The organism is Peribacillus muralis (assembly GCF_001439925.1).
Lineage (GTDB): Bacteria > Bacillota > Bacilli > Bacillales > DSM-1321 > Peribacillus > Peribacillus muralis.
Genome location: NZ_LMBV01000014.1, coordinates 39,742 through 60,676, shown reverse-complemented (window position 1 = coordinate 60,676; position 20,935 = coordinate 39,742). Strand labels below are relative to the sequence as shown.

16 protein-coding genes are annotated in these 20,935 nt (G+C 36.8%); 15 read left to right on the top strand and 1 reads right to left on the bottom strand.

The genetic code is table 11. The features are described from left to right. The first annotated feature begins 366 nt into the window (after positions 1-366). The 12 genes from ASU00_RS16405 (at position 367) to ASU00_RS16350 (ending at position 15,707) form a co-directional block, all read left to right on the top strand. A complete protein-coding gene (locus ASU00_RS16405; RefSeq protein ID WP_057914557.1) occupies positions 367-1,671 on the top strand; it encodes an MFS transporter in 1,305 nt (434 codons plus the stop codon). A 474-nt stretch (positions 1,672-2,145) separates the two neighbouring features. Further along, complete coding sequence (locus tag ASU00_RS16400) at positions 2,146-3,063, top strand: class II fructose-bisphosphate aldolase (protein ID WP_057914556.1); 918 nt, start codon at positions 2,146-2,148, stop codon at positions 3,061-3,063. A 118-nt stretch (positions 3,064-3,181) separates the two neighbouring features. Continuing rightward, entirely contained in the window at positions 3,182-3,712 is a 531-nt protein-coding gene (gene tpx / locus ASU00_RS16395; protein WP_057914555.1) for a thiol peroxidase, read from the top strand. A gap of 478 nt (positions 3,713-4,190) precedes the next feature. After that, the gene (locus ASU00_RS16390; RefSeq protein ID WP_057914554.1) at positions 4,191-5,633 is read left to right on the top strand and encodes an NCS1 family transporter; all 1,443 of its coding nucleotides are present in this window, start codon (positions 4,191-4,193) and stop codon (positions 5,631-5,633) included. Between the two features lie 47 nt (positions 5,634-5,680). Continuing rightward, positions 5,681-7,063 carry an allantoinase AllB gene (allB, locus tag ASU00_RS16385; RefSeq protein WP_057914553.1) on the top strand — a complete coding sequence of 461 codons (1,383 nt, stop codon included), beginning with the start codon at positions 5,681-5,683 and terminating at the stop codon, positions 7,061-7,063. A 161-nt stretch (positions 7,064-7,224) separates the two neighbouring features. Then, positions 7,225-7,980 (top strand): IclR family transcriptional regulator, encoded by a 756-nt coding sequence (locus ASU00_RS16380; protein ID WP_057914552.1) that lies wholly within the window; start codon positions 7,225-7,227, stop codon positions 7,978-7,980. A gap of 235 nt (positions 7,981-8,215) precedes the next feature. Beyond that, positions 8,216-9,040 carry a transketolase gene (locus ASU00_RS16375; protein ID WP_057914551.1) on the top strand — a complete coding sequence of 275 codons (825 nt, stop codon included), beginning with the start codon at positions 8,216-8,218 and terminating at the stop codon, positions 9,038-9,040. A gap of 1 nt (position 9,041) precedes the next feature. Then, positions 9,042-9,989 (top strand): transketolase family protein, encoded by a 948-nt coding sequence (locus tag ASU00_RS16370; protein ID WP_057914550.1) that lies wholly within the window; start codon positions 9,042-9,044, stop codon positions 9,987-9,989. 33 nt (positions 9,990-10,022) lie between these two features. Continuing rightward, a complete protein-coding gene (locus ASU00_RS16365; protein WP_057914549.1) occupies positions 10,023-11,477 on the top strand; it encodes a four-carbon acid sugar kinase family protein in 1,455 nt (484 codons plus the stop codon). After that, complete coding sequence (locus tag ASU00_RS16360) at positions 11,478-13,235, top strand: thiamine pyrophosphate-binding protein (protein ID WP_057914548.1); 1,758 nt, start codon at positions 11,478-11,480, stop codon at positions 13,233-13,235. A gap of 142 nt (positions 13,236-13,377) precedes the next feature. Continuing rightward, positions 13,378-14,316, top strand: coding sequence for a sugar phosphate isomerase/epimerase family protein (locus ASU00_RS16355; protein ID WP_057914547.1), 939 nt, complete (start codon positions 13,378-13,380; stop codon positions 14,314-14,316). Between the two features lie 143 nt (positions 14,317-14,459). Further along, positions 14,460-15,707 carry an allantoate amidohydrolase gene (locus tag ASU00_RS16350; protein ID WP_057914546.1) on the top strand — a complete coding sequence of 416 codons (1,248 nt, stop codon included), beginning with the start codon at positions 14,460-14,462 and terminating at the stop codon, positions 15,705-15,707. A 158-nt stretch (positions 15,708-15,865) separates the two neighbouring features. Here the strand turns inward: ASU00_RS16350 and ASU00_RS16345 are convergent, their stop codons facing one another. Further along, the gene (locus ASU00_RS16345; RefSeq protein WP_057914545.1) at positions 15,866-17,521 is read right to left on the bottom strand and encodes a PucR family transcriptional regulator; all 1,656 of its coding nucleotides are present in this window, start codon (positions 17,519-17,521) and stop codon (positions 15,866-15,868) included. Between the two features lie 352 nt (positions 17,522-17,873). Between ASU00_RS16345 and ASU00_RS16340 the strand changes: the two genes are divergently transcribed. The 3 genes from ASU00_RS16340 to ASU00_RS16330 all read left to right on the top strand — a co-directional run bounded on the left by ASU00_RS16340 (position 17,874) and on the right by ASU00_RS16330 (position 20,867). Continuing rightward, on the top strand, positions 17,874-19,247 hold the full coding sequence (locus ASU00_RS16340; RefSeq protein WP_057914544.1) for an allantoinase: 1,374 nt from the start codon (positions 17,874-17,876) through the stop codon (positions 19,245-19,247). Between the two features lie 342 nt (positions 19,248-19,589). Further along, positions 19,590-20,354, top strand: coding sequence for a (S)-ureidoglycine aminohydrolase (gene allE / locus ASU00_RS16335; protein WP_057914543.1), 765 nt, complete (start codon positions 19,590-19,592; stop codon positions 20,352-20,354). Positions 20,355-20,483: 129 nt separating this feature from the next. Further along, positions 20,484-20,867, top strand: a complete 384-nt coding sequence (locus ASU00_RS16330; RefSeq protein WP_236712756.1) for a cupin domain-containing protein — start codon at positions 20,484-20,486, stop codon at positions 20,865-20,867. The last annotated feature ends 68 nt before the right edge of the window (positions 20,868-20,935 follow it).

Below are 20,935 nucleotides of genomic sequence, written 5' to 3'. Positions count from 1 at the left end.
CCTATCCTTTAAACCTCAAAATCAACACAATTGTTATACATATCGACATAGCTTATAACTATTTTTATACAAATTTTTTTAGAAATAGTAAAAAACGGTGTTGTTTATTGAGAAACGATAAGTGTGGTTTAATACTGTTCTTCAAATCTATTTATGGGGGGGATATTTAAAGCGCTTCATCAACCCAACTATAGAAAGTTTCACAGGTTTAGCTTAACAACACCAATAAAAGCTATGTCGATGTATATATACTAATGATGTTTTTCTTGGATTGGGAAAAATGTAAGCGTTTGTATAAGCGGGATCAGTAGGTAATGTCCAGTGTTTTTAGAGTAGAAATGAAATCATTCAGGAGGTTTTTGATTAATGAACAAACAGCTGCAGGTGAATAAGAAATCTAAATGGAAAGTTCGTTATACTGTCTTATTTGTTTTATGGTTATGTTGGTTGTTTTCTTTCCTTGATCGAATGGTTATCACGATTGCATTGCCTTTTATTGGTGAAGATCTAAATCTAACGGCGACAGCTCAAGGGTTACTGTTAAGCATTTTCTTTGCAGGTTATGCACTATTCCAAATACCGGGCGGGATGTTATCGGATAAATTCGGCTTTCGTCGTGTGATGAGCATTGCGATAGTATGGTGGTCAATTTTCACTTCATTGACTGGCTTGATTTTTTCTTATCCGCTTATGCTACTTGTTCGGTTCGTATTCGGTTTAGGTGAGGCATGTTTACCAGGCGCTGCTTACAAAGGGATAGTAAATTACTTTCCTAGTAAGCAACGAGGGACAGCTACAGGAATTCAGTCAACAGTTAATACGTTAGGACCGGCTCTTGCTGCTATTGCTGCTGCAGCAATTATTGCGGCATTTGGATGGCGTACAGTGTTTATCGTAATGGGTATCCCGGGCACTTTAATCGGTGTGTATATCTGGTTTAAATTCAAAGATAATCCGAAAGATCATCCTAAAATGACGAAAGAAGAACTTGCAGAATTAGAAGAAGACATGGAGGCAGAAAAATCAAAGGACGAAAAAAAATCAGGAGTTTCCTTTAAGGAACTTTTAAGAAAACCTATTTTATGGCAAATGGCGCTTATTTGGTTTTTCTTTGATATAACTTTCTGGGGCTTCACTTCTTGGCTTCCATCTTATCTGATAAATGTTAGAGGTCTTTCTTTAATGAATACTGGTATTTTCAGTGCCTTACCTTATCTAGTAGGTACAGTGTCAATTATTCTTGGTGGGTACTTGTCAGATAAAGTAAAAGGAAAAAGAAAATGGGTGTTCATCCCTAATGCTGTAATTGGCGGGGTAGCATTATTATTGATGCTTCAAGCTCCTTCCACTGCAATGGTCATAACCTATCAATGTGTTGCAGCATTCTTCATGTTCTTAGCTCAAGGAGCATTCTGGGGTTTGGTTGTTGACACACTTCCTTCCAAAATAATGGCTGCAGGCTCATCTACGGTTAACTGTTTCGGATCAATTGCAGGATTTATCGCCCCGTTTTTAATGGGATACATGATTGAAAGCAGCGGTGGTTCTTACAATTCATCTTTCATATTAATGTTTGCAGCAATAATTGTAGCAGCAATTATTGCCCTTACGATCAGCAATAATAATGAAAAGGAAAATCCATTAAAAACAGATATGATGGTAGAAGTTTAAATTGAATTACAAACTCATCAGTATGATTCATGGCAGTATATAGACAAATACTTTGTGAATAAGCGGCTGCCATCTGGCAGGCGTTTTTTAATTTCAGTGAAATCATGAGATTTTATAAACTGCACTATAGATGGAAAGTAACAATAAACGTCTTATTTTTAGATCATGAAGAAGAGTCAGGTAAATGCAGATTTACATCGTTAAGAGATATTTCGGTAACCGGTGAAACTATGGTAACGATTAATAAAGTGTATACTATAATTTCTAATCCTTAAATATTGGGGTTCGGTAATTTGAAAGTACCCGTACAAACAAGTAGATTTTTTTCAGATAGTAGGTAAGAAAGAGAGAAAAAGTATTGTAATTTTCAGAAAAGTAATTAAAATAAAAAGGGAACGCAGTTGCTTATTAACTAACAGAGAGAGGGAGGAATGAACGAAATCAGGTAAATCAATATTAAGGGAGCTTGAATGAATGAAAATTAACTTAAAAATGCATAATGTTAGTTCATTAACAAAGGTACTTGCAGTAGCTATGCAAAACCAATTTGCTGTCGGTTCGTTTACTCCTAGAGCTACAAAGATGATTGCACCTATACTTAGAGCGGCTCAAGAAAAGAAATCTGCGGTTATTGTTCAAACTTCTGAGAGGGAGCAGGAACGATATGGGATTAATTTAGCGGAATTTAGCCGAGAGTTTTATCGTGTGATCCAAGAGGAGAACATTACCATACCTGCTGTGTTACATTTGGATCATACTAAGGATTTCAATGTAATTGCTGAAGCCATCGAAGTTGGTTTTACATCGGTTATGATTGATGCATCAGATCAACCATTTAAGAAAAATATTGAGATAACAAAAAAGATTGTGGAGTATGCACATTCAAGAGGAGTAACGGTTGAAGCTGAATTGGGCAAGTTAGGGACAACAGATTTTATTGAAACAGACGTTGATGAAGAGCTATTTACAGAGCCTAAAGAAGCAAAGCAGTTTGTTGAAGAGACAGGTATTGATGCATTAGCTGTATCCGTCGGAACCTCACATGGGATTTATCTTGTTAAAAATCCCAAAATCGATATTGAACGGTTAATTGAAATTCGTGCATTAACATCCGTACCTTTAGTGTTACATGGCGGTTCAGGCACTCCTTCAGAGATGATCAAGCATGCAATTCAAATTCCAAATGGCGGAATTAGCAAGGTGAATATTGCAACAGATTTAGAACATATGATGATGAAAACGCTTAATAGAGAAAATTATGTTACAGAAAAAGAGTGGTCGGAACTACCAACGGAAACATTAACTTCAGTCCAAAACGCAGTTCGAAACGTAGTAAAAGAAAAAATTGAAAACTTTTTAATAAGTAGCGATAGCGCTTCTTACTTTGTTTAAAAAGGAATAGTATATCGACTTGGAACTGTATCCCTTTAATGACAAAATAGATTGTTATAATACTTGGAAGATAATCTTCTTTTTAGAAGAATCACTAAGGAAATAGGAGGAAAATAATATGTCTGAAGAAAGATCAAGTATAGTAACCTTTGGTGGCGAATCAGTTACATTGATTGGGACTGAAATTCGTTTTGGTGATAAAGCACCGAATTTTGAAGTATTAGCAAACGACCTCTCAAAAGTTACACTTGAAGATTCGAAAGGGAAAGTTCGCCTTATTTCATGTGTTCCCTCTCTTGATACAGGAGTTTGTGACGCACAAACACGGAAATTTTACGAAGTAGCCAGCAATCTAGGAAATGATGTAGAAGTGTTAACAATTAGTGTAGACCTTCCATTTGCACAAAAAAGATGGTGTGGAGCTGCAGGAATAGAACAAGCAAAAACTCTTTCAGATCATTTTAGGATGTCATTTGGAACAGCTTATGGCACATATATAAAGGAACATCGTCTAGAATGCCGTGCAGTATTCGTTGTAGATGAAAAAGATGTTGTACAGTATGTTGAATACGTTCCGGAAATTACGGAACATCCTAACTATGAAGCAGCCATAAAAGCAATTCAGTCATTGCTAAAAGTTAAAAAGTGATATAAGTAAACAATATACACTCTGTTTAAAGGAGGCATATTTTTTTTATTTAATCTTAAGGCTTAGTGAAATTGAAAGCTTCATTTTAATGAAGAATTACGATTATCGTCTTTGACATGTAAATTAACACTTATGAAAGCGCTTACCCACGGGGGTTCTTAAGGAGGTGCTACAGCACAGCTAATTTAATTTCAAATTTAACGTAGTTGACATGCTGTTTTTTTTTCATCTTCTTAGGAACGTTGTTGCTTAATAGACAACATAATCACGATCAAACAATCTATCATATGGTGGGAAATGCTACTTTTATCAAAGCAAGTTGCCATACAAATTATAATTTTAATTCCTGTGTATGAAGAACAGAAAATGACATGCAGAAGAAAGATTGTATTCTAGTTTATTGGTAAACATCTATGACCTAACTGGTAAACCAATTATGAAAAATGCGATAAATAATAGAAAAGGGGTTGGGTGTATCATGTCTACAAATTTAGAAAGTTACGTTCCACAAGAAACGCAGATCCAACATGATACGGGTGTGGATGAATCACTTAAACCGAAAACGGAGGAAGGTAGGACGGTAAGTCCGTCAAACTATATTTTCATGTGGGTTGGAGACGGTGTTAATCTTGGTAATATGACGCTTGGAGCTAGTATGATGGTAGCAGGAATAGCTACGTTAAACATCTTTCAGACTTTTGCCGCAGCCATCATAGCAATTGGTATCATTTCAACTGTTTTTGCTTTAAATGATAGACTTGGATACAGAACGGGAATACCATATGTTGTGCAGCTTAGAATGTCCTTTGGACTGAAAGGCTCCGTCATATCATCACTCATGCGAGGTATTCCCGCCATCGTTTGGTACGGCTTTCAGGGCTGGATTGGCGGTACTGCCTTAAATGAAATTGCTAAGATATCTACGGGCGGTGCGTTTGATAATGTTGCCATTTGCTTTGTAGTGCTACAAATCGTGCAAATTGCGCTTTCGCTGTATGGATTCCATGCCATTAAATGGGTGGAAACGGTTGCTTCGATTGTTATTGTATTAGCTCTTCTCTATGTATTTGGTGTTCTTCTAACATCCTACAGCGATGTTATTACAGAAAAATGGGTTCATGCAGAAGGTTCATGGGGCTTGCCCTTCTTTGCCTTCATAATGATGTTTATGGGAAATTATGCGGCTATTTTTTTAAGTGCAGCGGACTATTCAAGAGAGCTAAAGTCTGGTATTAGCGACACAAAACGCGGATTTTTGTACTTTCTGCCTATTTTAATAGCGTACGGCTTGACACTTGCAATCGGTGGAATGCTTGCTTCGGCAACCGGCATCACCAATCCTGTGAAAGCTTTTGCGGTCGTTGTGGATAACTCTTATATTACACTCTTTGTATCCGCATTCATTGTTATAGGTGCGGTTGCCGTAAACATGGTTGCCAATATTATCCCGCCAACCTATGTTATTACATTGCTTACAAAAATGAAATACAAACCTGCAGTTATCATAACCGGACTGCTTGCATCTTGCTCATTCCCTTGGGTCCTTGTACAGGATTCTTCGGCAAAGGGACTTGGTATTTTCATTCTTATATATTCCGCATTTTTAGGTCCGATTGTTTCTATCTTATTAATCGAATACTATATATTAAGAAAGCAAAAAGTAAATGTTGCCGATTTGTATAAGGAAGACGGGCCATTTTCCGGCTATAATCCGGCAGCGATGCTTGCATTGCTCATCGGGGCCGGCGCAGCCTTTATGAAAGTGGAGCTGGCATGGATTATCGGTGTTGTTGTGGGGGGGATTGCCTATTTGCTTTTGATGAAATTTGCATTTAAAGGTTCTAAATTCAAAAAGGGCACTATTTTCGAAAAGGTACATTTAGGGATGCATGCTGAGGATGAAACAAAACAGGGTAGTTGAGTAATGTCAATAGACAGAAAATTTTAAAAAACCAAGGAGTTGGAAAAATGAAGTTTGATTTAGTTATAAAGAATGGGAATGTAGTAATGGAAAATACAGTAGAACAGCTAGATATCGGCATACTTAATGGTAAAATTTCAGAAATTTCAAAAGAAATAGTTGGGGAATCCGCTGAAACCATAGATGCTTCCCATCAATATGTCATGCCTGGGATGATCGATGCCCATGTCCATATTTGCGAGCCAGGAAGAACCGAGTGGGAGGGGTTTGTAACAGGAACTCAAGCACTAGCTGCAGGGGGGACAACATCATTTGTTGATATGCCTCTAAACGCATTGCCGGCAACGACTACAAAAAGTTCATTGCAATTAAAATTAAAATCTGCTGAAAATAAGGCGTATGTTGATTATGCTTTGTATGGTGGATTAGTTCCTGATAATCTCGCAGATTTAGAAGATCTTTCTAATGAAGGTGTTGTGGCTTTCAAATGTTTTATGGCTACATGTGGTAGTGAGGAAATTGGAGATTTTAAAAATGTTGATGACTTTACGCTATATCAAGGTATGAAAAAACTATCGGAATTGGGACATGTTTTATCGATACATGCTGAGAATGCAGACCTTACTGATAAACTAGCAATTGAAAAGAAAAAACAAGGAAAGACAACAGCAAGAGATTATGTAGAGTCCCGCCCGATTTTCACTGAGGTTGATGCTGTAAAACGTGCTTTATTATTAAGTAAAGAGACTGGATGTACATTACATTTTGTTCATATTAGCAGTGCAGAGGCTGTTGAGGAAATCCTTAAAGCACGTAAACAAGGCCAAGAGGTTACGATAGAATCGTGTCCTCACTATTTCACGTTAAATACGGAAACCTTTCAAAAGATAGGACCTATTGCAAAATGCGCGCCACCGCTTCGTTCTAAAACAGAACAAGAAAAATTATGGGAAGCTCTTAAGGAAGGGAAAATTGATATCCTGACGTCGGACCATTCCCCTTGCCCTCCAGAAATGAAGCAGAGCAAAACAAATAATATGTTTGAAGTGTGGGGAGGGATTAGTGGCTGCCAAAATAATGTTGATTTAATGTTTGACGAGGCCGTTAAGAATCGTGGGGTCTCCGTAAATGATTTTTCAAAGATGATTGCGACAAAGCCTGCAGAAATATTTAACTTAAGAAATAAAGGAAGCATTAAAGTTTCCTATGACGCCGATATCATTCTCCTTGATCCAAATAAATCGTACACTGTTAAGTCAGAAGATTTGTATTACCGTCATCAACAAAGCCCTTATGTTGGCAGAAAGATTAACTGTCGAGTGACACAAACGTTTGTAAGGGGACAACTAGTGTTTGATTTTGAGAAAGGGATTGTAAGTGAACCAATAGGGAAATTCATTTCGGCAAAAAATAGTTTCGTACAAGCATAAAGAACTGTAAAGAAGGTAGACCTTAAGGGCACTTAAGCTGCTCTTGATGTCATACCTTCTTTTTGCTTTATTTTTTGAATGCTATTATGTCTGAGGATTGCTCTTGTGTTAAGATAAAGTAACAGATCAGTAATATAGGATTTAATCGGAGGTTAATGTAAATGGTTAAGTCAGTAGATAGGGCGTTAACAATTATATCATTAGTAAGCAAGCGGAAAGAAGGGATTGGGGTAACTGAGCTGGCCTCTAACCTGGACTTAAATAAAAGCTCCATATTCAGATTATTAAGTACTCTTGTAGATCATGGATTCATCGAACAAAATCCTGAAACTAAAAAATATAGATTAGGCTATAAATATTTAGAATTAAGTTCGATGCTGCTTGAATCTATTGACTTGAGAACTCAAGCTAAACCTTTTTTGGAAGAGTTAGAATCACATATTAATGAAGTGATTCACTTGACCGTATACGATCAAGGAGAGGTAATCTATATTGAAAAGCTTGAGGGGAGTGAAACCCTTAGAACACATTCACAAGTAGGAAGAAGGGCCCCAATGCATTGTACGGCAGTTGGGAAGGTAATCTTGGCCCATCTGCCATTAAATGAGATTGTAGATATAATTGACAAGCATGGTTTACCAAAACATACTGAACAAACGATTATAGATAAAGATTCTTTTTTTAAAGAATTGGGAAAAATAAGGAACGAAGGTATTGGTAGGGAAGTTGAAGAAAATGAACCGGGAATTTCCTGTATTGCAGCGCCGATTTTTGATCACCAGAAGAAAATCACTGCTGCGGTCAGTATATCAGGACCCAGCATCCGAATGACTGAAGAAAGATTAACTGAAATTAAGCCAATTATTATGGATATTGGTAACAAAATTTCCAAAAGGCTTGGTTACACAGGCAATTAAATAATGTGAAAAAAGAATTGGTTTAAGACCAGTTCTTTTTTTTGAAATTTATTGATTCCATGCGAAAAAACTTTTAAGGAATTTAATGACGAAAATACTTGAAATATTCAAAAAACGGTGATAATATCAAAATAAGAAACAAGGTTAGTTGATAAGCAACAAATACACATTATTATTTTTTTAGTTATTTAATGAAACAGCGTTGCTTATTACGAGACTAAAAGGAGGACTATTAGTGGTTTTTTCTAAAGAGAAAAGCAAATTTTATGATAATTTAACGAAAACAATTCGCCGGCACATAGTTAAAATGACGAATCATGCTGGAAGCGGTCATCCCGGTGGTTCTTTATCAGCTACTGAACTTATGTCCGTACTATTTTTTGAGCACATGAATGTTGATCCTAAAAATCCAGATTGGCAAGAACGAGATTGTTTCTTCCTATCAAAGGGGCATTGTACCCCTGTATTTTATTCAGTATTAGCTGAAAAAGGTTTCTTCCCAGTTGAAGAGCTAATGACATTCAGGGATGTTGACGGTAGGTTACATGGACATCCATGCGGAGAGCATATTCCAGGTGTAGACATATCTTCAGGTTCACTTGGTCAAGGATTATCAGTTGCAAATGGTGTTGGTTTAACTGCAAAACTGGATGGTAGCAATAGAAGAGCATATTGCATGATCGGTGATGGAGAATTACAAGAAGGTCAAGTATGGGAAGCAGCGATGACGAGTGCACATTACAATCTTGATAACGTATGTGCGATTATCGACTGGAACAAAATTCAACTTGATGATTTCGTTGAAAATGTAAAAGGTGTTAAAAATCTTGGAGATAAATTCAGGGCTTTCGGTTGGCACGTTGTTGAAATTGATGGTCATGATATTAATGCAGTTAATGAAGCGTATAAAGAAGCTAAACGGACTAAAGGCAGACCTACTGCAATTCTAGCTCATACGGTTAAAGGCAAGGGAGTTTCATTTATGGAAGATACGCATGATTGGCATGGATTGGCTCCGAATGATGAGCAATTAGAAATCGCTTTAAAGGAGTTGGCTTAAGATGGCAAATCTAGAAGCACCACGTAAAGGCTTTGCTGATGCACTAATCAGACTTGGAGAAAAACATGACAATTTAGTAGTACTTGACGCGGACTGCGCAAAATCGAATATGACAAATTTATATAAAAATAGATTTCCAGACCGCTTTTTCAACATCGGTATTTCTGAATGTGATTTAGTAGGTACTGCAGCTGGTATGGCAGTAGCGGGTAAAGTTCCGTTTGCGAATGCTTATGCAAACTTCCTTACTGGGCGCGCATTTGATCAAATGAGAATTTCTGTATGTTATTCAAATAACAATGTGAAAATTGTCGGTCATAACGCTGGTACATCAGCTGCTCAAGAAGGTGCAACACATCTACCGCTAGAAGATATTTCCTTGATGCGCTCACTTCCACGTATGACTGTAATCGTTCCAGCTGATGCGGTTGAAATGGAAAAAGCAGTGGAAGCGGCTTATTACCATGACGGACCCATTTACCTGCGTGTTGGCAAATTACCGGTACCGATCGTTACAAAAAAAGAAGAACCATTCAAAATAGGTAAAGCAATTAAATACCGTGAAGGATCTGATATTACAATCATCAGTACTGGGATAATGCTTGATGAAGCACTAAAAGCAGTAGGTGAATTGGAAAAGCAAGGTATAAGTGCTGAACTTTTACACATCCATACAATTAAACCTATCGATAAAGAAGCCATTATTGCATCTGCTGCGAAAACGAAACATGTTATCACAGTTGAAGAGCATTCAATTATAGGTGGATTGGGCAGTGCTGTTGCTGAAGTATTATCAGAAGACCAACCAGCTAAATTAAGAAGAATCGGTACAAATGACCGTTTTGGAGTTTCTGGGAAAATGGATGAATTACTTGATCTCTTTGAATTAAGAGCACACCGAATTGTTTCTACTACAAATGAATTATTAGGGCATAGAGTTACTAACTAATCACATTATCAGATAATGAAAGGGGGAGGGTTTTTGTCAAACGTAACCCAATATCTAAGTTTAACGGATACTTTAAACCTCTTCTCTAAATCGGATGATAGCCTTCGTGCTAAAATCAGGGCTCATTTAAAAGAAACAAAACATAAGTTTATCGTTTTAGATGATGATCCAACTGGTGTCCAAACGGTACATGATATTTTTGTCATCACGGACTGGGGAAAAGACTGGATTAAAAAAGGATTATCTGATGAGAGAAGTGTACTTTATATTTTAACGAACACAAGAAGTTATAATGCTGAAAAAACGGAAAACATCAATAGGGAGATTGTCCAAAACATTGTTGACGTTACTAAGGAAATGGGTATTAATTATTCAATCATCAGTAGAAGTGACTCAACATTAAGAGGGCATTATCCACTAGAAATTGATGTGCTCCAAGATGAATTGTTAAAAACTGCAGATGTACAAATATCAGGTCATTTAATCATACCGGCTTTTTTTGAAGCACATCGTTACACTATAGATAATATTCATTATTTAGGTATGGATGGTCAGCTTGTCCCAGTAAATGAAACAGAATTTGCGAATGATTCCGTTTTCGGTTTCAATACGGCTAATTTGCCGAAATGGATTGAAGAGAAGACAAATGGAAGCATATCATCAGATTCAGCTTTGATCATTTCACTTGAAGATATCCATAATGGTGGCATTGATAAAGTTTATGAGATTTTACTATCTGCTAACAATAATACCCCTATTATAGTAAATGCCAAATCTTATTATGATTTAGACATCGTATCATTAGCTGTCCTTAAAGCCATCGATGCTGGCAAGCAATTCTTGTTTAGAACTGCAGCTTCTATTGTAAAATCGATTGCAGGAATTCAGGATCGTCCATATTTATCAGCTAATGAGATTGTTTCAAATGATGAAAACCAAAACAATGGTGGATTTATTATAGTAGGTTCTCACACGAATAAAACTACGGAACAAATTAAGGAACTGATGAATAAAAACCCGATTGAACAAATCGAAATCAATGTTGTGAAAGTTCTAAATAAAGAAACAAGAACCCAAGAGCTAACACGAGTATGTCAATTGGTAGATCATAATATTTCTTCTAATCGCGATACGCTTGTATATACAAGTAGGGATTTAATTAGTGCAAAAGATAAGGAAGAAAATTTAAGAATTAGTCAAACCATTTCAAGTTCTTTAGTTCAAGTTATTCGATCATTAAAAGTTAAACCGAAATTCATCATTGCAAAAGGCGGCATAACTTCTAGTGATGTGGCAACTGAGGGCTTGGAAATAAAACGTGCAAAAATTTTAGGGCAAGCAATCGCCGGTGTTCCAGTATGGTTAACCGGAAGTGAAGCTAAGTTTAAAAATACACCTTATATCGTATTTCCTGGCAATGTTGGGGATAAAGATTCGATTGCACAAATCTTTGAAAATATAAAAAAGGATCAAAAGGGAGAGATATAAATGGCTAAACAAAAAATGACAGCTGCTGAATTAATTGCCTTATATTTGGAAAAAAGAGGAGTGAAGCATGTTTACGGTGTACCGGGAGCTGCAATTTTACCCTTCTATGATGCAGTAAAAGAATTAACTAAAATTGAATCATATATAGTCCGTCACGAGCAAACGGGTGCTTTCATGGCTGACGGTTATTCAAGAGCAACGGGTGAAGTAGGTGTATGTGCTGCCACATCAGGTCCTGGTGGAACTAACTTCTTAACAGGTCTTTACGGTGCATGGATGGATTCAATTCCAATGATAGCAATTACTGGTCAACAAAAAAATAGTTTAATTGGAACCATGCAATTCCAAGAAGCGCCTATCGTTGAAATGGCAAAGCCTGTAACGAAAGCTGCATACCGTTTAACTGACGGTTCGAAAGCTGCTGAATTTATCCATGAAGCATGGGTAACAGCTACTACTGGGAGAAAAGGACCGGTTCTTCTGGATTTACCAGTCGATCAACAAAAAGTTGAAATAGAAGTTGACCTGGATGAGCTTATCGGTTCTACTCCAGTCGATAACTTACCACAAGCGTCTGACGCTGATATCGAGAAAACATTAGAATTATTAAAAGACGCTAAAAGACCGGTCTTACTTTCTGGTGGAGGGGTCAACATTGCAAACGCTACCAATGAATTAAAAGCATTAGCTGAAGAACTGCAAATCCCTGTAGTAACTTCTGGCATGGGAATGGATACATTCCCTAACGATCACCCTTTATTCGCTGGACGTATGGGAACAATGCTTGATACTCCATTCGGTAACAAAACAATTGTCGAAGCTGACTTAGTAATCAATCTTGCCGGACGTTTTGCTGACCGATCGACTGGTAATGTATCGGTATTCACGCAAAACGGTAAGAAAATTATCCACGTGAATCTTGATAATAAGGAAATTGGTAAAGTTGTACCAACGATTCTAGGTATCGTTTCTGATGTTAAAACATTCATGGTTAAACTTGCAGAAGCCCATAAAGCACTTGGCGCTCATGTAGCTGCAACTGCCGAAGTAGGTTCTAGAGTTAACTTAACTGAAGAGCGTAAGAAATGGGCTCGTAAAACTGATTACACAACACTTCCAATCAGGCAAGAGCGTGCATTGCGCGAACTTCGTGAATTCCTGGATCGCGATGCCTTCGTATCACATGACTGCGGTATCAGCCAAATCTGGTCCTCTCAATTATTTGAAACGTATGTACCAAGAACATACTTATTAACGGGTGGCGCAGGGACAATGGGTTGGGGCCTTGGTGCAGCAATGGCAGCGAAGCTTGCATTTCCTGAAAGACAAAGTGTAAACATCCTTGGTGATGGAAGCTTAGGGATGTCATTACAAGATATCGCTACAGCTGCAAAACATGATATTCCGGTAATTATTTTCTGTATGAATAACTCATTAATGGGATTAATTAGACAACAACAAAACTGGTTCTATAATGAACGCCAAATTTCTACAGACTTAATTTATAAAAATGAATTATGTGATAATGAAGAGCGAGGAATCGACTTTGTTAAAACCGCTGAAGGTATGGGTGTTCGTGGTGAGCTTGTTACACATTATGATGATATCAAACCAGCTCTACAACGTGCAGTTGACTCAGGCAAACCATATATAATCGAAGTCATCGTCGATCCAGATCCTAAGAACGCATGCGAATTCTCTAACAACGGTGCACTAAATGGATTCAAATACTCCGAAAAAATTGATTATTCTAAATAATGAACATTATGGTTGGAGTGATTTTTTTGAAGCAATGGGATATAACCTATTGCTTCAAAAAACATATTAATTGAAAAGCAGTATTGACTGTACTTAGATAATTGGTTAATTAAAGGAGGGAAGCCGAAAAATCGGCGAAACAATGTCAGCAAATCTTCATAATTCTATGAAAGTCGGAATTGTTCACTTTATGGCTTATCCGGAAACAATGGGTGGAGATGGTCCAACTGTTGAAACAATCAAGAAGATTGTACAAGATGATTTTTTCTCTGGAATAGAAATTACATCCATTAACAATCCTGAAGATCGTAAAGACGCTACTCAAATTTTACAATCTGGTGGAATGACTGTCGGATTTGGTGCCCAACCCATTCTGTTAAGAAACAAAGGAAACCTTAACTCTTTTGATGAAACTGAGCGTAGAAGGGCCATCGATTTAGTTAAGGGTGGAATTGATCAAGCTTACGAATTAAATGCCGCTAAATTGGGCTTCTTGAGTGGGGCTAAACCAGATACTCAGCAAGATGTTGCATTACAATTACTAACGAATTCTATAAAGGAATTATGTGATTATGCAAAATCTAAAGGTGATTTAGTACTTTCACTTGAAACATTTGATGATGAGACTGATAAAAAATGTCTAATCGGTTCGAATACACTTGCTGTTGAAGTTGCAAAAGAGGTTCGCAAAGTGGATCCTACCTTCGGTTTAATGCTTGACTTAAGTCATTTACCAATGCAACGTGAAACATCTTATGATGCTTTAACCGTTGCTCGTGATTATATTAATCATGCTCATATCGGAAATTGCTATATTAAAGATACTTCTGATCCTGCTTACGGTGATCAGCATCCACGTTTCGGTTATCCTGGAAGTGAAGTCGATGTTTCGGAATTAGCGGAGTATTTACGAACTTTATTAGAAATTGGTTATATCGGTGAAGGCAATAAGAATATGGTTGCTTTTGAAGTGAAACCTGTAGGTACAGAATCATCAGATATTGTAATTGCACAATCAAAACGTACTCTCATTGATGCATGGTCGTTAGTGCATTCTAAAAAAGGCCGTTTAGTTGGTTAGTCTATCCATATGCAATGAATAGTGACAAGCGCTTTTGCTTGTCACTTTTAATCTAAAGATTGATTAGCTTATTAACTAAAATAACAGGATTTTGTAATAGACACCCAATATTTTATAAATCAAATTGGCAAGGAAGTGATCGATTGGTTAAACTTCAGAAGGATGTTGATGCTATAAGAATCAGCACTAGAATCGAAGAACTTGCTACTTGTTCATCTACATCTGTTGGTGTAACAAGACTACCTTTCACAGCGGAAAGTTTAAAAGCAGAAAGACTAGTTGAAGAGTGGATGAAAGCAGCTGGGATGAAAGTAAGAAAAGATGCCCTTAACAATATAATCGGACGTTATGAAGGGAAAGATCCTGCAGCTTCAGTTTTAATGATTGGTTCTCATTTGGATAGCGTGATTGAAGCAGGTAAATATGACGGTATATTAGGTGTTATAACTGGAATAGAAGTTGTTCAAACTCTTAAGGACAATGGCATTATATTAGACAATCCAATCGAAGTGGTTGGTTTTTGTGATGAGGAAGGGGTAAGGTTTCACTCAACTTTCCTCGGGAGTAAAGCGATTGCAGGAACTTTTACTGCTGAAGATTTAGAAAGAGCAGATGAACAAGGCATAACAATTGCTGAAGCGTTGAAAGGAATTGGTATTGCTGACCCATATGCTTATAATAATGCCAGTCGTACTCCAGAAGAACTTCTCGCTTATTTAGAACTTCATATCGAACAGGGGCCTGTGCTCGAGAGGGAGAATGAACCTGTGGGAATAGTTCGTGGGATAGCTGGTGCTACAAGATTTTATTTTGAAATTATCGGGAAACCTGGACATGCAGGGACAGTTCCTGTTGCCCTTAGACAAGATGCCCTTTTAGGTGCTAGTGATCTCATTTCATACATTGAGAACATCGCTATCAAAAATGAACCATTAGTAGCCACTGTTGGTAAACTTACTGTAAGTCCTGGTGCTAGTAATGTAATACCCGGCCTTGTAACAGGGACGCTGGATATCCGTGATTTAAATGTTGATCGTAAGAAAAAAGCTATTGATGCGATATTAACCGAAAGCGAAAGAGTAGCAAAAGCTAGAGGACTCCAAATTCAGTTTATACAAGTCATGGAAGCCGAACCAGTATACTGTAATGAACAATTGATTACAGTTATCGAAGAATCCATAGTCGAACAGGATGGAAGCGCCATCAGTCTTGTAAGCGGTGCTGGGCATGATGCGATGGCCATGGCGGATGTAACGAATGTTGCCATGATTTTCGTTCGTTGTAAAGAAGGACTTAGTCATCACCCTGAGGAATTCGTTACTCTAGAAGATATGGGTGTTGGGGCTAGAGTTCTTTACTCTGCTGTAATTAAAATAGCAAAACTACATTGAGCACATATAAGATTTTCTATAGAATATAAAACTACCCACTACGAGAGAACGTACAATAAAAACTCGTGATCCGACTGTATCGGATCACGAGTTTTTTCATTGTTTCCAAGGGAAGCCTAGCTTAGGTCAATACCTGCTTTAGTATAAATTACAATCACTTATTGATCATTGTTATCTGTGAAAATTGCACACATGAGTAAAGCTATACGTAAATGAAGTGAGTTTTTTGAATCATGGACCGAATAATTTAATATGTCCTCACATTTGGCAATTCGATATTTAACGGTATTACGGTGAACAAACAGTTTCCTGGATGTAATCGCAAGTTCACAATTATTATCCAAATATACCAATAAAGTATTAACTAAGTCTTTTTCATCTTTATTTTTCGGATAGGATAAAGAACGTAAAGTATTTTCATAAAACTTTTTTGAATCTTTTTCGGGAATTAACCGAATCAGTTCGATTAGGTGCTTGGATTCGTAAAAATTTATAAATTTATTTTGGAACAGTTCAGATCCATGTGTCCATGCTTCCACAGCCTCTTCGTATGTAAGATGGATATGGGTAAGGTCATTAAAAAAATTACCTACACCAAATGATAACGGAATTTTCAGATTTAAATGAGCCTCATTCTGGAATTCCACCAACCTTTCTTCTATTAAGCTTTTAATTGAATCATTACTATTCAGAGGAAATTGCATCAAAATAACAAAATAACCATCTTTCATAAAAACGATGTTGTTAGTATCTATTTTTAAAAATGACTTATGTAAAAATTTGTATAAATAGTCATATAATCTATTCATTATTTCTGCACTTTTCTGTAAAGCGTTTTGTTTATCATCATCAATCTTACATACAATACATACGTATTTCATATTGTCGATTAGGCCATGCTGTTTTCCCCTGTGAATGATTTCTTGTTTATTAGAAATCTTTCCATCAACGAGGGAAGCAAAAAAGTTATTTTCTAACAAACGACTGTTTTCTCTAATGGCCTCGTTTTTAAGTAAAGTGAATGAAATGACTGTTGATGCTTGCTCTATAGCTAACTGGGAAGAAGGGTATGAAAGCTTCTCAGGATGAAGAATAACTAGTAAATATGGATAGGGGCGCATTGTTTTCACCCGGAATATTTTTATGGAAATGTCTGTATTTTCGATGTCGATTGTGAATTCGTTTTGTTCAAGGTATGTTTCTATATCATTTTTAATGTGCTCCTGAACATTTTTCATAACGGTTTTCATATTTCCTGTATGAAAATGATGAGAAAAAGATGCCACATCACCAATAGGATCAAGTAGGAGAACAGGACATTTTAACAAGGAACCAAGATTTTTAATTAAAGAATTCAGACTGTAGCCTTTTATCATCATATTGGTAAATTCCTTGTGAACATGCATCGCATAAAATAACTCTTCAATTTGGTTATCCCATATAAAGCTTAATAATTGATGAGCAACCGCACCTAATGTTAATGTTTCTGGAATTTGGATGATTGGAAATTTTAAGGAATCTGCTAATTCGATTACATCAGGTGGTATTTTATCAATGAATCTTTTAAGTTTAATAGCAATCCCTGCACATGGACGTTCATTAATCTGGTAAATGAGCTTGCATAATGCATGTGGATCGTCTTTATAAGCGTATCCTGTTGTCAATAAGAGGGAGTTTTCAGCCAAAAAATTTATTGCATCTGGTGTTTCTGAGATCTCAATTGAGGCTACTTCCCTTTTAAGTCCGGCATGTCCAGCAATAATTTTGGCTTCTCGAAACACATCAACAATAAATAAATCTTCTACCTTTTTCATCATACACCTTCTAATTCTACATTTTGTAAGTTTTGATTTATATATAGTGCAGCAAAAGAATGTTGTTAAATTTGTACAAAAATTTAAATGGAAGTTGTTTACACTGCATAATGATTTTGTAAATTAATGCGCATATAATCAATTGTATAGAGTATTGAGAGGTAATGAAACTGTTTTCAATATATTTTTTACATACCATTTTTCTCAGGGCTTTATTATATTTACTGACTATATCAATGTTTGGAAGCGCATACAATTTTAAGATCTCAAAATGATCCATCTTGTTTTTAATAGTTTACGATTTCATCAAGGTTGGACGTAAAAATATTAATTAATAGAAAGGAATGAAGCTATGGCTACATATGATCTGATTATAAGAAATGGAAATCTTGTAATGGTGGATTCGATTGTTCAAGGAGATATCGCAATTAAGGAAGGTAAAATTAAAGAAGTGTCTATCGGCAAAAATATTGATGCTACTGCAACGAGAGAAATTAATGCTGAAGGGCAGCATATCCTCCCAGGATTAATTGATACTCATGTTCATTTCAACGAGCCAGGAAGAACGGAGTGGGAAGGGATTCAAACTGGTAGCAGAAGTTTAGCCGCAGGTGGGGTGACAACTTATTTTGATATGCCATTGAACAGTACACCACCAACGATCAATAAAGAATCTTTGGCATTGAAGAGAGCTTGCTCCGAAGAAAAATCGATAGTCAATTTCCGCTTTTGGGGTGGACTTGTACCCGAAAATATTGAGAATATTAAGGAACTTGATGAAAATGGAGTAATTGGATTTAAAGCTTTTATGTCACCGAGCGGAATTATTGATTTCAATCATGTTGATGATATGACGATTTTTAAAGGGATGAGAGAAATTGCCTCTGTAGGTTCACTTTTAGCCGTTCATGCTGAAAGTACAGTCATTTGTGATCAGCTTGCACTGGAAAAACAAAGACAAAATAAGACGACAGCAAAGGACTTCGTCGAATCAAGACCGATAATTTCTGAAATCGAAGCGGTAAGAAGAATTATTACATATGCTGAGGCTACAGGTTGTAAACTGCATATTGTTCATGCAAGCAGCCGGAAAGTAGTGGAAGTCATTAATGAGGCAAAGCAAAGAGGCCTGGATATTACGGTAGAAACATGCCCTCATTACTTATCCTTGACATTAAAAGACTTGGAAGAAAAAGGCGGATTGGCAAAATGCTGCCCTCCACTGCGTGATGAGAAGGAAGTAGAAGAATTATGGAAAGCTATAGCAAACGGTGAAATTGACGTCATAGCATCCGACCATTCACCAGCACCTGCAGCTATGAAAGAAGTAATGAATGAAGACTTTTTCAGTGCTTGGGGCGGTATTTCCGGTGCCCAATCTACGCTCAATATTATGCTGACGGAGGGGCATTTTAACCGTAATCTTCCGCTGGGGAAGATTGTTGAATTAACGTCAACGAATCCAGCTAAGTTATTTGGCCTTTATCCCCATAAAGGGATAATAGCTGTTGATAGCGACGCTGATCTGGCAATAGTTAACCTGAACAAAAGCTTTGAGCTGAAAAAGGAAGATTTGTTCTACCGCCATCAGCAGTCGCCGTATGTTGGCAGGACATTCAAAGGGCAAGTAACGACAACGATCGTCAATGGAGCTGTTGTTTTTGAAAATGGAAACATTACCACAAAGCAAAGGAATCCTGTAAGGAATCAGAACCTGATTACGTAAAGATGAGGAAATAAGAAGACTGTGTTTTATCTAAAATAGACAAATATATATATCGTTTTTATCGATTAGGCATGAAGACTAATTAAATGAAAGCGTTTAACATTTATATAAGAGACTTAATCGTTTCTAACTAAAATCTAATTTTATTTGGAAAGGAGTTTCAATGGTAAGTTAATCTATGCTTGGAACGAGGCACATCTTGAGTCACATATTTTTAAATCGCATTTAGCCATAAGCTACCAGAATACTAAGGGCCTGCTTATATTGGCTCACAGTTAAAGCGTTGATGGGTGACAAATGAATTAGCTCACAAACAATACGATTAAAAGGGGAGTTTAAAAGATGGGTTTTCCTAAAGATTTATTATCAAGCAGATCAATAATCGAACACGGTAAATATGCTTTAATTGCACCTGAAGGATTGGTTAATAATGTTGTTCCAGGATTTGAGAATTGCATCATTTCCATTCTGGGTTCTCCAAAGCTAGGAGCAAGCTTTGTCGATTACGTCGTGACCATGCAAAAGGACGGAAGGAACAGCGAGGGGTTTGGCGGACAAGAAGATGTAGAGACCTTTGTCTATGTTATTGAAGGGAAAATAAAAGCTTCTGCAGATGAACAAGAGTTTATCCTCGATGAAAGCGGATATTTATACTGTCCGCCAGGAACAAAGATGTATTTAGAAAACCAATTGGATGGGGATTCTAAACTATTTCTTTATAAGCAAAAGTATCGTCCTCTCGAGGGACGGAAGCCATGGGTTTATTCAGACCATGCGAACAAAATTGAATTTAGGATTTATGATGATATGCATAATGTCCATCTTAAAGATCTTTTACCTGCCGATATAGATTTTGATATGAATTTTCATATTCTTTCGTTTGAACCTGCTGCATGTCATCCGTTCATCGAAACACATGTGCAAGAACATGGCGCCTACTTACTGTCGGGAGAAGGGCTGTATAATCTGGATAATCAGTGGGTTCCTGTAAAGAAAGGAGATTACATTTTTATGGGGCCATATGTACATCAAGCAGCCTATGCGGTAGGTAGAGAAAGTTTAACATATGTTTACTCTAAAGATTGTAATCGTGATGCATCCTTATAAAAGGTTACGCAACTTAGAATGAATGCGTAGATGCCAACTTCAAGAGATTTAATGCGGGCAGAATTTGTATGATATGGAGATTCAATAACAATAATTCCAAACGATTAATTATAAAAGAGGTGCTAAGATATGGAACAGAATATAATGTTGAACAAAAAGTCGATAATAGAGGAAAGAGTTTTTGAAATCGATAAAATAGCAAAATTTGATCCTAATGCACCACAAAAAAATTATTTCTATGAAACGGATAAAACCGTTGGGGCCGTTTGGTGTCTTGAACCTGAGCAGGAAGTATATTTACATTCTCATTCGAATGTTGATGATATTTGGGTTTGCATTGAGGGGGAAGGAACATACTTTCCGGATCTAGAGAATGAGATTACGATCAGCAAAGGAATGGTAGTATTGGCCAAGCCTAATCAAATACATGGTATGCGTAATACAGGAAATAGTCGTTTCATGTTTGTAGGCATTGCTGCAGGAACATTGCCTATGGATATAACAAGATATTAAAAAAAACTAAGATTAATAAACAACGGCAGTTCACTACCTTCAAAAAACAAAAGTGATTAAGGCGAAGC